Below are 14,124 nucleotides of genomic sequence, written 5' to 3'. Positions count from 1 at the left end.
CATCGCATTTTACAAAATAAAATGCCCACTTTTACCAAAACACCTGTCTTCACTTTGAGGTACACTAGCCTTCTTTGTTCCACAAACATCAGGCATACCATGACCGATTTAATTGCACGTCCCCGCCGCCTGCGCAAGTCACCTGCACTGCGCGCTATGTTTGAAGAGACAACCCTGACCTTAAACGATCTGGTGTTGCCGATTTTTGTCGAAGAAGAGATCGATGACTACAAAGCCATCGAAGCCATGCCGGGCGTAATGCGCATTCCGGAGAAATATCTGGCGCGTGAGATTGAACGCATCGCCAACGCGGGGATCCGCTCGGTGATGACCTTCGGCATCTCTCACCATACCGATGCCACCGGCAGCGACGCGTGGAAAGAAGATGGCCTCGTCGCCCGCATGTCCCGCATCTGCAAAGAGACCGTGCCGGAAATGGTGGTTATGTCAGACACCTGCTTCTGCGAATATACCTCTCACGGCCACTGCGGCGTGCTGTGCGATCACGGTGTCGATAACGATGCCACCCTGCTGAACCTCGGCAAACAGGCGGTCGTGGCTGCCGCTGCGGGTGCGGACTTCATCGCGCCCTCTGCCGCAATGGACGGACAGGTTCAGGCGATCCGCCAGGCGCTGGACGCGGCGGGCTTTACCGACACCGCCATCATGTCTTACTCCACCAAATTTGCCTCCTCCTTCTACGGCCCGTTCCGTGAAGCTGCGGGCACGGCGCTGAAGGGCGATCGTAAAACCTATCAGATGAACCCGCTTAACCGTCGGGAAGCGATTCGCGAATCCCTGCTCGACGAAGCCCAGGGCGCAGACTGCCTGATGGTGAAACCTGCGGGCGCGTACCTTGATATCCTGCGCGACATCCGCGAGCGCACCGAGTTGCCGCTGGGCGCTTACCAGGTCAGCGGCGAGTACGCGATGATCAAATTCGCCGCGCTGGCCGGTGCGATTGACGAAGAGAAAGTGGTCCTCGAAAGCCTCGGCGCCATCAAACGCGCAGGCGCGGATCTGATCTTCAGCTACTTCGCGCTGGATCTGGCTGAGAAAAAAATCCTCCGCTAATCTTCACCAAACTGCAATACAACCGACATCTGCTCCTTCTACTGTCTTCGCAAGACGGCAGGAGGAGTAACCATGTTTAGCCTCGATAGCGTTCTCGACGATCTTTGGCCTCAGGCGAGGCCCACCCCCTGGCAAAAAAGTCTGTTAAAAAGACTGTTCTACGAAGACGAATTTCAGCAATTTGCCGCAGCACACCGCCATCTGAAAGGACTGGATATGGTGGAGCAAGTTCTGGAACACCTTGATATTCTCTGCACCGTTTCCGCCCGCGATCTTGAACAAATCCCCGAACATGGCCCGCTGGTCATTATTGCCAACCACCCGACGGGCACGCTGGACGGTCTGGCGCTGATGTACGCCGTTTCCCGCGTGAGGCGCGATGTTAAAGTCGTGACCAACCGGATGCTGACCCACCTTGAGCCCCTCAGCTCGCTGTTTATTCCGGTGGATAATATGGGCGGCAGGACAGCGAAATCGTCCCTGGTGCAGATGGAACAGCATCTGCAAAACGCGGGCGTGCTGATCTTCTTCCCGGCCGGAGAAGTTTCCCGCCCCACGCGCAAAGGCATTCGCGACAAAAAGTGGCACTCTGGCTTTATCAAACTCGCCAGCAAGCTGCGCGCCCCGCTGCTGCCGGTGCATATTCAGGCGCATAACAGCGTGCTCTTCTATGCCAGCACGCTGGTCTCCCCGACGCTGTCAATGCTGTTACTCATGCAGCAGATGTTCCGCCGCCGCCACAGCCAGCTGCCGATTAAGATCGGCCAGCAGATTGCCTGGCATCACTGGCACAGCGCCACCCTTTCGTCGCGTGAGATGGCCGAACAGTGCCGTCAGCACGTGATGCGTCTTGGCAAGGGATTGCCTGGCGTCTTTAAAACCCAGTGCGCCATTGCCCGCCCGGAAGACCGCGCCACCCTGAAACGCGCGCTGGCGCAGGCCGAATGTCTGGGCAATACCAGCGACGGTAAAACCATCTATCTTTGGCAGCGCAACGGGCAGGAAGACGCCCCGCTGCTGCGCGAGCTGGGCCGCCTGCGCGAGATTGCCTTTCGCGCGGTCGAGGAAGGGAGCGGCAAACGTCGGGACACCGACAGCTACGACGATGATTATCTGCACCTGATCCTGTGGGATGAGGACGATCTGGAGATCGTCGGGGCGTATCGCTTTATGCCGACGGCCATGCAGATCGAAAAGCGCGGCGTTGAGGGGTTGTACAGCTATAGCCTGTTCCACTACGACGACAAAATGCAGGACGTGCTGGAGCACGGCATTGAGCTGGGGCGCAGCTTTATTCAGCCGCGCTACTGGGGACGCCGCGGCCTGGACTATTTATGGTCCGGCATTGGAGCCTACCTGGCGCGTTATCCGAACTACCGCTACCTGTTTGGCCCGGTCTCGATTTCCGGTGGCTTACCGCCTGCCGCACGGGATCTGCTGGTGGCCTTTTACCGCCTGTGGTTCCCGGCAACGCATCCGCTGGCCGCGTCACGTCAGCCGTATCCCGCATCGCTGCCGGACGTGCTCGCGCAGTTTGGCGGCGTGGATTACGTGGATGACCTGACAAAGCTGAAATCCCTGCTCGGCAATCTGGGCTGCGGCATTCCGCCGCTCTACAAGCAGTATTCCGAGCTGTGTGAACCCGGCGGCGTGCAGTTTATTGATTTTGGCAGCGACCCGGCGTTTAACGACTGCGTCGACGGACTGGTGCTGGTGGATTTGTGTTACCTGAAGGCGAACCGCTATCAGCGGTATATTGAGGCGCATTTAATACCCTCACCCCAGCCCTCTCCCTGAAAGGGAGAGGGTGAAAACCGCACCGGGCAGTCCCCTCGCCCCTTTGGGGAGAGGGTTAGGGTGAGGGGATCAAGGCGCACGATAAAACGGCTTATCCCCCAAAATCGTCGCCCGCTGCATAATCCGGCGCTGCGGCAGATAGTCCGCATTGGCATAGTGCTGCGTTACGCGGTTATCCCAGATCGCCAGGTCGTTCTCCTGCCAGCGCCAGCGGACCTGAAACTCCGGCCTGGTGATATGCGCGAACAGGAATCCCAGCAGCGCCTCACTCTCTTTCTCGGACACGTCCACGATGCGCGTCGTGAACCCTTCATTCACGAACAACGCCTGCTTGCCCGTGACAGGATGGGTCCGCACCACCGGGTGCAGCAGCGGAGGATGCTTCGCAACCGCCTCCTGCCAGCGCTGATGTTCCTCTTCCGTTTTACGGTACTTGTACTCCTGGAACGATTTTTTGAAGTCGTGCTCCGCCCGCAGCCCGCTCAGCAGCGTCCGGAACGGCGCGGAGAGCGCCTCATACGCCGCAATCCCGCTGGTCCACAGCGTATCGCCGCCGGTTTCCGGCAGCAGCTTCGCCGCCAGAATCGCCCCGGCGGGCGGCGTCTCGATAAAGGTCACGTCGGTGTGCCAGTTGTCGTTGTCCGGCGGGTTATCGTTGTGGGTGTCCAGAACGATAATCTCCTCCACGCCTTCCGCATGCGGATAGACGGGGTGGATATGCAGATCGCCAAAGCGCAGGGCCAGCGCGCGCTGCTGCTGCGGGGTGATCGCCTGTTCCCGCAGGAAAACGACCTGATGGCGCAGCACCGCGTGGTACAGCTGCTCGAACTGGTTATCGCTCAGCGGACGGGTCACATCCAGGCCCGACACCTGCGCGCCAATGTACGGCCCCAGCGGGGTAATGGTCAGACGTTCACTCATTGTATTTCTCCATGCCAGGGCGTCAGGCGGCGCTGTAACGCGCGCAGCCCCAGTTCTAATCCGAAGGCGATCGCGGCGATCACCGCGATCCCTGCCAGCACCACGTCAGTCGCCAGGAACTCTCCCGCCGACTGCACCATAAACCCAAGGCCGCGCGTGGCCGCAATCAGCTCTGCCGCCACCAGCGTGGACCAGCCCACGCCGAGGCCGATGCGCAGCCCGGTTAAAATTTCCGGCAGCGCGCCCGGTAAAATCACGAACAGCAGCACCTGCGTGCGGCTAGCTCCCAGCGACTGCGCCGCGCGGATCCGCACCTGCTGGGCGCTCTTCACGCCTTCCAGCGTTGACATTGCAACCGGCGCAAAGATCGCCAGATAGATGAGTAAAACTTTGGGCGTTTCACCTATGCCGAACCAGATAACCACCAGCGGCAGCCAGGCCAGCGGCGGCACCGGACGGTAAAGCTCAATCAGCGGGTCGAGTATGCCGCGCACCGTCGTGCTCAGCCCCATCGCAATGCCCACGGGAATGCCGATGATGACGGCAGCCAGAAGCGCCACCAGAATACGCGCCAGACTTGCACCTAAGTGCTGCCAGAGAGTGGCATCCATAAAGCCCTGCGGCCCGGCGATGGTAATGAGTTTGGCCAGCACCTGGCCCGGCGGCGGCAGAAACAGCGGGCTGACCCACTGCTGGGCAGCAACCGCCCACCACACCGCCAGCAGCACCAGCAGCGTACCGACGCTCAACGTGATTTGGCGCGAGAAAGGCCAGCGCAGCGCCAGACGCGTGCGGCGCGTTTTTTCACTGAAGACGATGCTCATGAGAAAGCCTCCCGTTGTTCAAACACGCGGCTTAAGACGTATTCACGCTGTTCGATAAACAGCGGATCGGATTTGATGCTGCGCACGGGTTCTCCCGCGACGAAGCGGCGGGCGAAATCCAGCGGCAAGCGCTCCAGCACGCGGCCCGGCCCCGGCGAGAGCAGCACCAGCTCCGTCGCCATAAACACCGCCTCTTCGATATCGTGGGTAATCAACAGCACCTGCTTGCCCGTCTCGTGCCACAGGCGCAGCAGCAGGGTTTGCATCTGCTCGCGGGTGAAGGCATCCAGCGCCCCGAACGGCTCGTCCAGCAGCAACAGCTGCGGATTCGCGGCCAGCGCGCGGGCAATACCCACGCGCTGCCGCTGGCCGCCGGAAAGCTGCCAGATAAAGCGTTTTTCCGCCCCTTCCAGCCCCACTTTTTTCAGCATCGTCCGTGCCGTTTTCAGCCGCTGTTCGCGATTGACGCCCGCAAGCTGTAGCCCAAACGCCACGTTTTCCTGCACGTTGCGCCAGGGAAGCAATCCTTCGTTCTGGAAGACCACGCCGCGCTCGGCGCCCGGGCCTTCCACCTTTTTGCCTTCCAGTTGGATGCAGCCATGCTGATAAGGGACAAACCCGGCGATCAGATTCAGCAGCGTGGTTTTTCCGCACCCGGACGGGCCCAGCACCACCAGCAGCTCACCGCTGTCCAGCGTCAGGTTGATGTCCTCCAGCGCGGGCTTACCGCCGTAATCGGCGTACAGGTTCGTAATATTCAGCATGGCGGACTCCTTATTTCACAAAACGATCGGTCACGTACTGGCTGTAATCCGTCGCCACCGCTGGCACTTTGCCCTGCTCTTTCAGGAAGGTGGCGGTATCAACAATCGCTTTGTTTACCGGCCCGGTAAGCTGCTGAACCTGCTGCGCGGGGGTCAGATAGGTATTGCCTTTCACCAGCCCCGGCACGTCCGCTTCCGGCACGCCGCTGAGGCGGGAGAGTTTTTCCAGGTTGGCGGGCTGCTTCAGCCATTCATCCGGGTTAGAGATGTACGGCTGCTGGGCATCAATCGCGCTTTTGGCGAAGGCTTTCACCACCTCAGGATGTTTCTCGGCGAAGTCCTTGCGCACGACCCACACGTCGAGGGTTGGCGCGCCCCACTGGCCCACTTTTTCTGAGTCGGTCAGCACGGTGCCGTCTTTTTCCAGTTCGTTCACTGCCGGTGCCCAGACGTAAGCCCCGTCAATATCCCCGCGCTGCCAGGCCGCGATAATCGCCGGCGGCTGCAGGTTGATGATTTGTACCTGACCCGGCTTGATGCCCCAGTGTTTGAGCGCCGCCAGCAGGCTGTAGTGGGTTGTGGAGATAAACGGCACGGCGATGCGTTTGCCGATCAGATCTTCCGGTTTAGTGATGTTTTTCTTCACTACCAGCGCTTCTGAGTTACCGAGCTGCGAGGCGAGCAGGAAAACCTCGATCGGCACCTGCTGGCTGGCCGCCACCGCCAGCGGGCTGGATCCGATATTGCCGATCTGCACGTCGCCGGAGGCTAACGCACGCACCACGGATGCGCCGCTGTCGAACTTGCGCCAGTCGACTTTCGCGCCGCTCTCTTTCGCAAAGGTGTTGTCCGCCTGCGCGACTTTCGCCGGTTCCGCAGAGGTTTGATACGCGACGGTGACGTCCACCGCCTGCACCTGAAATGCCCACAGCGCCAGTGCGCCGAGAAGTGTGATTCGCGATGAAATTGCCATAGTGCCTGCTCCCCTTGTTGTTATGAGGGCAGTATTTCCGGCGCGGGAATTTTGATAAAGGAATAAAAATGAATCGCTCATAACGATTCGTTTTTAGATAAAAAGCGGGAAAGGATAGTTGATTTTGTGCGGTTGTTTTTTTCTCCTCTCCCCTTTGGGAAGAGGGTTAGGGTGAGGGGAACATAAGGCGGTAGTGGTCATTCCGTTCACTTTATGTTCCTTGCTACTCTGTAATGACATGACCTGTGAACGTGCCAGGGTGGCTCAGTCGCCACCACCCTGGCGACCCGGGCTCCCGGCGGTAAATCGCCGCTACGCGGTGCCCTCGGCTTATTCCCTCCGGCTTATCGGGGACGGGCGGAGGTAACGTCCCTGTAAAGCCCGCCCTCTCGGCGCATCCATGCGCCTCGCCCCGGCCTGCAGGAAACGCCTCAGCGATTTACAGCCGGACCAGAGCATCGCTGAAAGCCTTCAATCGTTCTGAAACAACGCATGTTGCTGTTTTTGATGTTTTTTCCCTCTCCCCGTGGGAGAGGGTCAGGGTGAGGGCATCAGGCGCACGAAACCTTAGATGTAGGCCGGGTAAGGCGTAGCCGCCACCCGGCAAAGCACTCAGCGCTGCGCGTTCAGCTCAGCAATATCTTTCGGCGAGGTCCGGCAGCATCCGCCAATCAGCTTAGCCCCGGCAGCAAGCCACTGCGGCAGATACCCCGCCAGCGTCTCGCACGCTTCGCCGTGGTGGTGCCAGGTTTTGGTGACCGCATCATAATGCTCGCCCGAGTTCGGATAGACCACCAGCGGCAGCGACGTCAGGCTTTGCAGATGCTTCAGCGCCGCCGTGGTGTTTTCCAGGGCGATGCAGTTAATGCCCAGCGCGACAATCTGCGGAGAGTTTGCCAGCGCGCTGACCACCTCACGCAGAGGCGTACCGTCGCTCAGGTGTTCGCTGTCCCGCAGGGTAAAGGAGAACCACGCCCGGGCGCGGGGGTGCTCGGCCAGAAGCGCCGCCAGCGCCTTAATCTCGGTAAACGAGGGAAGCGTTTCGCAGGCCAGCAGGTCAGCGCCCGCATCCAGCAGCGCTTCCACGCGCGGGCGATGGAAGGCCGTAAACTCCCCGGCGCTACGCACGTAGTCGCCGCGATACTCTGATCCATCCGCCAGATACGCGCCGTACGGCCCAACGGAGCCCGCCACCAGCAGCGTGCCCGCGTGCGGATTTTCAGCCAGATACGCTTCGCGCGCCTTACGCGCCAGCTCCACGCTTTTGCCGATCAGCGCGCGGGACTGCGCTTCGTCCAGACCGCGCGCCGCAAACCCCGCAGGCGTGGCCTGATAGCTGGCGGTGATCGCCACCTGCGCGCCCGCGCGGTAGTAATCGAGATGCACTTCGCGGATGAGTTCCGGGTTTTCCACCAGCACTTTGGCTGACCAGAGGCTGTCTGCCAGGTTACAGCCGCGCGCTTCCAGCTCCGTCGCCATCGCGCCATCCAGCACCACAAACGGCTGTTTTTCAAGGATGGCGGTAAGCGGGTTATTCTGCGACATGTTCAGGCTCCTGCGATGTCATATTTCGGGTCAGGTAGTACGCACCATAACACAGGGCGACAAACGGAAGCCCGCAATAAAGGGCAATGCGCTGGCTCGGGTCAAACCACAGGCCGACACAGGCCACCACGCAGAGGATAAAACCAAGCACCGGCACCAGCGGATACCACGGCGCACGATACTGCAGCGCAGAGAGCGGCTGACCGGACTGCAGATGACTGCGGCGGAAAACGAAGTGCGACGCGCAGATGCTGATCCACACCGCCACCACCGCAAAGCCAGAAATCGCCGACAGCGCGACAAACACCGTGTCCGGGGCCACGACGCTTGAGAACAGCGCCAGCACGCCGCCGAGCATAGAAACCGAGAGCGCCGTCAGCGGCACGCCGTTTTTGTTCACCCGGGCAAAGCAGCGCGGCAGCGTTTTCTCATTAGAGAGCGACCACAGCATGCGCCCGGAGGCGTACAGCCCGGAGTTCGCTGCCGAGAGGATCGCCGTCAGGATCACAAAGTTAAAAATATCCGCCGCGTAAGGAATACCGACCTTTTCAAACACCAGCACGAACGGGCTCTTTTCCACGCCCGCCTGCTGCATCGGGATCAGCGCCGCCAGCACAAACACGGTGCCGATAAAGAAGATAATCAGGCGCGCAATGGTGGTGCGGATCGCAACCGGAATCACCTTGTGCGGATTTTCCGTTTCCCCCGCCGCGATGCCGATGAGCTCGGTACCGGAGAAGGCAAAGTTCACCGCCACCATGGTCATCAGGATCGGCAGGCCGCCGTGCGGGAACCAGCCCTCGGCGGTGATGTTGCTTAAGCCCGGCGCGGGTGAACCGTCCTGCATAGGGATAAAGCCAAAGACCGCCGCGCCGCCAAGAATAATAAAGGCGATAATGGTGATGACTTTGACCAGGGAGAACCAGAATTCGCCTTCCGCAAAGAAGCGCGTAGAGATGACGTTCAGGCCAAAAATCACCACGCAGAAGACCACGCACCAGGCCCAGACCGGCACCTGGGGGAACCAGTACTGCATGCAGAAGCCCGCGGCGGTAAAGCTGGAGCCGAGCGCCACCGTCCAGGTGAGCCAGTAGAGCCACGCCACGGTGTAGCCCGTCGCCGGGCCAAGATAGCGGGCGGCATAGACGTGGAACGCGCCGGTTTCCGGCATCGCCACGGAAAGCTCGCCCAGACACTGCATCACCAGCCAGACCACCAGCGCGCCTATCAGGTACGCCAGCAGCGTGCCCGCCGCCCCGGTGGTTGAAATGATGTATCCGGTATTGAAGAATAACCCTGTCCCAATCACGCCACCCAGCGAGAGCATAATCAGGTGGCGTGTTTTCATGGTGCGCTTAAGCTGCCCATTTTCTTGTTGTGTTTGCATATTACCTTCTATACGTATGGACATCTAAACATCCAAAGAAGGTGTGTTATACCGCGATTGTTAATAAAAAGCTAGATGACCAGACGCAAACGGGCACGCCTCGCGCTGAGTCTGGGGTGGGTCGTGAGGATCACATAGAGAATCGGACGCCAGGCCATAAGCACCTCCGCAAGCAGATACTTACAGCATGGTGCGGGAAAAGGCGATCTTCGGTCAGTCGAAAGTGGTATCCGCGAAGAGCGGATTCATACCGCAACACTGCCCGCAGGACGGTTAAGGCGCAGCCGCTACCCGGCGCAAGGTTGGTAATTCTCACAATCAGTTCTATAGTCGACACAGTTTCTTAGTAACCAGGACTGACTGATGCGCTTTAACGGACTGACCAAAGGTTTCTTTATCTTTATTCTTGCCCTTGTGACCTGGGCCTTCTTCGACGTGCTGTCGCCCTACTTCTCCGCGATACTCTGGGCCGCCATTCTGACCGTCATCTTCAACCCGGTAAAAAACAGGCTGCGCACCGCGCTGGGCGATCGCAACGGGCTTGCCTCGCTGTTGACCATCGGTATTATCTGCCTGATCGTCTTTATCCCGTTGATGGTGATCCTCTCCTCGCTCGCCATTGAGCTGAACGTGGTTTATACGAAGCTTCAGGAGAACAACACCCAGTTCCCGGAAGTGGTGGCAAGCATCTTCAACCATCTGCCTGACTGGGCCAGCGGCTTCCTGGCGGATCACAACCTGACCAACGCGGCGCAGATCCAGAAAAAACTCTCTGATGTCGCCCTGCAGGGCGGGCAATATCTCGCCGGCAGCGCGTTCCTGATTGGCAAGGGCACGTTTGGCTTTGCGATAAGCTTCGGCATCATGCTTTATCTGCTGTTCTTCCTGCTGAAAGACGGCCCGTATCTGGTGCGCCAGATCCTCGACTCCCTGCCGCTGTCTGATTTCGCCAAGCATCATCTGTTCGCCAAATTCGTCGGCGTGTCGCGTGCCACGGTAAAAGGTACGGCGGCGGTGGCGGTGGTTCAGGGCATCCTCGGCGGGATTGCGTTTGCGATTGCCGGTATTGACGGCAGCGTGCTCTGGGGCGCGCTGATGGCCTTCCTCTCGCTGGTTCCCGCCATCGGCTCGGCGATAGTCTGGGTGCCCGCCGCCATCTTCCTGTTCGCCACCCACCAGCTGTGGCAAGGGCTGTTTATTGTCGGCTTCTTCGTGATTATCGTCGGGCTGGTGGACAATATCCTGCGCCCGCTGCTGGTCGGGAAAGACACCAAAATGCCGGACTACCTGATACTGATCTCCACCCTCGGCGGCATGGAGCTGTACGGCATTAACGGCTTTGTGATTGGGCCGCTCATTGCCGCGCTGTTTATCGCCTGCTGGAACCTCTTCTCAGGGCGCGATCACGAAGGTAACGCCGAAGAGCTGGACCCCGACTTCATCGAAGAAGGAAAAAATCCTCCAGAATTGTGAGGATGTGACGATATAGACCACACCAGGCGGCGATGTGCCGCCTTTTTTTCGCCTTAAATCAGACGTTTTCTATAATTTGAAGAACGCCATCCTACTCATGTCGTAAAAGGATCATCAGGTGCGAATCGCAACGATAACAAACTGGGCCTATGGGGCCACGGTCTGCCTGACCATCGCCTCCGGCATCATCATGCTGATGGCGTCCAGTGCTGATACCCTCGAGCGTCAGGCCGTTGAACAACGGCAGAAATTTGATCAGCTCACGGAAGATATCGAAACCGATATCTGGGCCCAGTCTGATTTAGCACGACTGTACGTCATTAAAAAAGATCCTCAGGTTCTCAAGGAATATAACCAGGCGGAAAACAGCCTGAAGAGCATCGAGCTTCGGCTGGAAAAGTTGCAGGATAACGGCGCATCGGATGAAGAACTGGCCCTGCTGCATGAAGGGATAAAGATCGTCGATGAGCTACAGGACGAGCAGCAAACGGCACTAACGAGCGCGACGCAGGGAGAAGACGCGCAGGCCGTTGCGCTGCTCTACGGTGCGCCCTATGAGCAGGAGCTGGAGCGCGCGCAGAGCCAGCTCGATCACTTCCGCCAGATACTCGACAAACGCGTCATCGCCTCCGTTCAGGATGCGACAAAAAAATCGAAAGCGCTGCGTACGGCCTCTGAGCTGATGGTCGGCCTGACCGCCCTGCTGTTCCTGTTTGTTCTCGGCTTTATATTAAAACGCCGCGTGCTGCGCCCCGTGGTCCGCCTGAGCGACGTGGTGCACCGCCTGGCATCCCAGGATTACGCGGTTGAAACGCCCAATTTCAACCAGATTGATGAGATAGGCGATATGGCCCAGGCCATCCGCATCTTCCGCGAAAACGGCCTGGCGCGACAGCGTCTGGAAAGAGAACGCGATGCCGACTGGGCCATCCGCGAGCTGCTGGCGCGCATGACCCAGCGGCTGCAGGGGTGTGAGAACTTTAACGATGTGATTAACGTGGCGGAACTTTTTGCGCCTAATATTGCGCCGGGGATCGCGGGCCGACTTTACGTCCTTGACCGGGAGCCGTGGCAGATGCGCTGCGTCGCGCAATGGCTTTCACCGGTTGGTGAAGAGACGAGCTTCCACCCTGACGAGTGCTGGGCCGTGCGTCGCGGGCAGAGCCACCCGCCGGTAAACGGTGAGCCGGATATCGCCTGCTATCATCTTCCGGCCCCCCAGGCGGATAGTTCGCTGTGCGTGCCGCTTATCGCCCAGGGCGAGGCCATTGGCCTGCTCTCCTTCCAGAATATTACGGCGGACAACGCCCCATCCCGCGCCTATCTGGAACTGATGGCCGAAGCGCTCGGTCTGGCGCTGGCCAACCAGCGTCTGCGCGACGCGTTGCTGGAAAAAGCCTTGTTCGACCCGCTCACCGGCCTGCGTAATCGTCATCATCTGGAAGATACCCTGCAAACCCAAACGGCACAGGCGTTGCGCACCGGCGAACCGTTAAGCTGCATGATGATCGACATCGATCACTTCAAGAGCATCAACGACCGCTTCGGCCATGAAGCGGGCGATCAGGTGATTAAAAGCGTGGCGTCGATTGTCCAGCGGGCTGCCCATGACAACGGACTCGCATTCCGCTACGGGGGCGAGGAGTTTCTGGTGCTGCTTTCCGGTGCCGATGAAGCAGAGGCGCACGCCTGCGCGCAGACGATTTACACCGGCGTACATGAGCTGTCGATTCGCTACGGTCTGACCGAGATTGGGCCGGTGGACGTGTCGATTGGCATTGCCAGCTACCCGCAACATGCCCAGACTGACAACCTGCTGCGCGCCGCGGATGTGGCCTTGTACCGGGCGAAAGAGCTGGGCCGCGCACGGATTGTGAGCTTTGGGATGCTGGAGGCGGGCTGACGCTTATTCTCGCGCCCTGACTTTCCCCGGTTCAGGCACGCGTGATAGCCCAGAGCACCACAATCCCCAGGGCATTGCTCCGCTTTTCCACATACAGGGTGGTATCGGAATAAACGTTACCCTGCGGGTTACAGATGCGGATCTCCTTCTTTAATTCCGGCTCGTAGACTTCAGCACCCGAGCAGCTGTGGCGGGTACTGGACTCATACCGGTAAGGTTTGCTCCAGGCCGAATAGTCCCCCTCCAGCAGCCAGGCCGCTGTAAAGACCACGAACATGGCACCCGGCAGGCTGCAAATAAAGAAGCCGAGGTAGATTTTCACCGCGTCAGCAAGGCGCTTACCTTTCAGTCTCCCCTTTCTGATGAAATAGACCATCGGCACCAGCGCCAGCAGCAACGCCCCACAGGCAAGGTACTGCTCCCCGCGGATCGAAAGGTATGTCACGCGGTAAATGTTGACTGACCAGACCACAAAACCCGATATCAGTGCTATCCCGCCCGCGATAAGAGGGATCCAAAAGGAAAAATGCGCTTTTTTCATGGTGGACTCGTCCTTCTCATTCTTGCCGGGTCAGAAGGTCAATCATTGCCCGGGTGGCTGCCGACTGACGTCGGTGCGGTGCGAACAGCACGGAGAAAGGTCGCGACCGTCCCCGGAGTTGTGGCAACACCTCAACTAACTGGCCGCGCTGTATTCTGTCCTGGACGATAAATTCATAGCTCTGGCAGATCCCCATCCCCTGCTCCGCGAGCGAAACCACGCCGAGTACATCGTCTGATATTTCGATGGTTGACCCCGGCAACCAGTCAATATCGCGCCCTTCATCCCGAAATACCCAGGGGGCAATGCGACCGGTACGCGGCATGATAAACGGCAGGCACTGATGGCGCAGCAACTCCTCCAGCGTCTGAGGTTTCCCTCTTCGATGCAGGTAGTCCGGGGAGGCGACCAGAAGCAATGCCGCGTCTTCCAGCTTTCGCCCCACAAGCCCACTGTCAGGCAACTGTCCCAGACGGATCGTCAGATCGAACCCCTCCGCGATCAGGTCAACGTTGCGATTGGTAATGTTCAATTCAACCTGAACGCGCGGGTAGTGTTGGGTAAAGCGAGCCAGCAGCGGCGGCAGGCGGTAGTGGGCATAGGTCGTCGGGACACTCATTTTCACGCGACCGGTCAGATCGCCCTCCTGACCGCGTCCATCGCGTTCGGCGTCATCAAGCAGAGAAAACGCGGAGCGCGCCTGCTCAAGATAGACGCGCCCTGCTTCAGTCGGCCCCACCCGGCGGGTCGTGCGCTGTAACAGCTGCCTTCCAAGACGCGCTTCCAGGCGGGTGACCGCGCGACTCAGTACCGAAGGAGTGGTTGAAAGGGCAACCGCTGCGGCAGTAAAAGAGCCATGTTCAACAACAGCAATGAGGACTTCAACGTCTCCGAGGTAATCGAATTTTCGGCTCATTTTGCT

The 14,124-nt window shown here is 59.4% G+C and carries 12 protein-coding genes; 4 read left to right on the top strand and 8 right to left on the bottom strand.

What is annotated here, in order from left to right:
* Positions 1-99: 99 nt before the first annotated feature.
* Positions 100-1,074, top strand: coding sequence for a porphobilinogen synthase (hemB, locus tag WM95_RS05180; RefSeq protein ID WP_028017695.1), 975 nt, complete (start codon positions 100-102; stop codon positions 1,072-1,074).
* Between the two features lie 72 nt (positions 1,075-1,146).
* Positions 1,147-2,871, top strand: a complete 1,725-nt coding sequence (locus tag WM95_RS05175) for a lysophospholipid acyltransferase family protein (protein ID WP_063408760.1) — start codon at positions 1,147-1,149, stop codon at positions 2,869-2,871.
* Between the two features lie 69 nt (positions 2,872-2,940).
* On the opposite strand, the gene tauD is transcribed toward WM95_RS05175, so the two are convergent.
* The 6 genes from tauD to mmuP form a co-directional block, all read right to left on the bottom strand.
* Positions 2,941-3,792 carry a taurine dioxygenase gene (gene tauD, locus WM95_RS05170; RefSeq protein ID WP_001547743.1) on the bottom strand — a complete coding sequence of 284 codons (852 nt, stop codon included), beginning with the start codon at positions 3,790-3,792 and terminating at the stop codon, positions 2,941-2,943.
* Complete coding sequence (tauC, locus tag WM95_RS05165) at positions 3,789-4,616, bottom strand: taurine ABC transporter permease TauC (protein ID WP_088544657.1); 828 nt, start codon at positions 4,614-4,616, stop codon at positions 3,789-3,791. Before tauC ends, tauD begins: the two co-directional genes overlap by 4 nt.
* Positions 4,613-5,380 carry a taurine ABC transporter ATP-binding subunit gene (gene tauB / locus WM95_RS05160; protein WP_063408762.1) on the bottom strand — a complete coding sequence of 256 codons (768 nt, stop codon included), beginning with the start codon at positions 5,378-5,380 and terminating at the stop codon, positions 4,613-4,615. The genes tauC and tauB overlap by 4 nt, the downstream gene beginning before the upstream one ends.
* Positions 5,381-5,390: 10 nt before the next feature.
* Complete coding sequence (gene tauA / locus WM95_RS05155) at positions 5,391-6,353, bottom strand: taurine ABC transporter substrate-binding protein (RefSeq protein WP_063408763.1); 963 nt, start codon at positions 6,351-6,353, stop codon at positions 5,391-5,393.
* 612 nt (positions 6,354-6,965) lie between these two features.
* On the bottom strand, positions 6,966-7,898 hold the full coding sequence (gene mmuM / locus WM95_RS05150; protein ID WP_063408764.1) for a homocysteine S-methyltransferase: 933 nt from the start codon (positions 7,896-7,898) through the stop codon (positions 6,966-6,968).
* Entirely contained in the window at positions 7,885-9,285 is a 1,401-nt protein-coding gene (mmuP, locus tag WM95_RS05145) for an S-methylmethionine permease (protein ID WP_063408765.1), read from the bottom strand. The genes mmuM and mmuP overlap by 14 nt, the downstream gene beginning before the upstream one ends.
* Before the next feature lie 363 nt (positions 9,286-9,648).
* Between mmuP and WM95_RS05140 the strand changes: the two genes are divergently transcribed.
* On the top strand, positions 9,649-10,758 hold the full coding sequence (locus WM95_RS05140; RefSeq protein WP_059446603.1) for an AI-2E family transporter: 1,110 nt from the start codon (positions 9,649-9,651) through the stop codon (positions 10,756-10,758).
* A 118-nt stretch (positions 10,759-10,876) separates the two neighbouring features.
* Entirely contained in the window at positions 10,877-12,661 is a 1,785-nt protein-coding gene (locus tag WM95_RS05135; RefSeq protein ID WP_063408766.1) for a diguanylate cyclase, read from the top strand.
* A gap of 31 nt (positions 12,662-12,692) precedes the next feature.
* Here WM95_RS05135 and WM95_RS05130 read toward each other — a convergent pair whose 3' ends face one another.
* Together WM95_RS05130 and WM95_RS05125 are read right to left on the bottom strand one after the other, a co-directional pair.
* Positions 12,693-13,202 (bottom strand): hypothetical protein, encoded by a 510-nt coding sequence (locus WM95_RS05130; protein WP_063408767.1) that lies wholly within the window; start codon positions 13,200-13,202, stop codon positions 12,693-12,695.
* Between the two features lie 16 nt (positions 13,203-13,218).
* Positions 13,219-14,118, bottom strand: a complete 900-nt coding sequence (locus tag WM95_RS05125) for a LysR family transcriptional regulator (protein WP_063408768.1) — start codon at positions 14,116-14,118, stop codon at positions 13,219-13,221.
* Between the last annotated feature and the right edge of the window lie 6 nt (positions 14,119-14,124).

Source organism: Enterobacter cloacae complex sp. ECNIH7, from assembly GCF_002208095.1.
GTDB lineage: Bacteria > Pseudomonadota > Gammaproteobacteria > Enterobacterales > Enterobacteriaceae > Enterobacter > Enterobacter cloacae_M.
The sequence above is the reverse complement of the archived record's forward strand: the minus strand, read 5'-3'. Positions and strand labels throughout refer to the sequence as shown.

Bases quoted from the DNA above. Each gene is read 5' to 3' on its own strand.
- tauB (WP_063408762.1), bottom strand. From the start codon at position 5,380: ATGCTGAATATTACGAACCTGTACGCCGATTACGGCGGTAAGCCCGCG.
- WM95_RS05140 (WP_059446603.1), top strand. From the start codon at position 9,649: ATGCGCTTTAACGGACTGACCAAAGGTTTCTTTATCTTTATTCTTGCC.
- mmuP (WP_063408765.1), bottom strand. From the start codon at position 9,285: ATGCAAACACAACAAGAAAATGGGCAGCTTAAGCGCACCATGAAAACA.
- WM95_RS05125 (WP_063408768.1), bottom strand. From the start codon at position 14,118: ATGAGCCGAAAATTCGATTACCTCGGAGACGTTGAAGTCCTCATTGCT.
- WM95_RS05130 (WP_063408767.1), bottom strand. From the start codon at position 13,202: ATGAAAAAAGCGCATTTTTCCTTTTGGATCCCTCTTATCGCGGGCGGG.
- mmuM (WP_063408764.1), bottom strand. From the start codon at position 7,898: ATGTCGCAGAATAACCCGCTTACCGCCATCCTTGAAAAACAGCCGTTT.
- tauC (WP_088544657.1), bottom strand. From the start codon at position 4,616: ATGAGCATCGTCTTCAGTGAAAAAACGCGCCGCACGCGTCTGGCGCTG.
- hemB (WP_028017695.1), top strand. From the start codon at position 100: ATGACCGATTTAATTGCACGTCCCCGCCGCCTGCGCAAGTCACCTGCA.
- tauD (WP_001547743.1), bottom strand. From the start codon at position 3,792: ATGAGTGAACGTCTGACCATTACCCCGCTGGGGCCGTACATTGGCGCG.
- WM95_RS05175 (WP_063408760.1), top strand. From the start codon at position 1,147: ATGTTTAGCCTCGATAGCGTTCTCGACGATCTTTGGCCTCAGGCGAGG.
- tauA (WP_063408763.1), bottom strand. From the start codon at position 6,353: ATGGCAATTTCATCGCGAATCACACTTCTCGGCGCACTGGCGCTGTGG.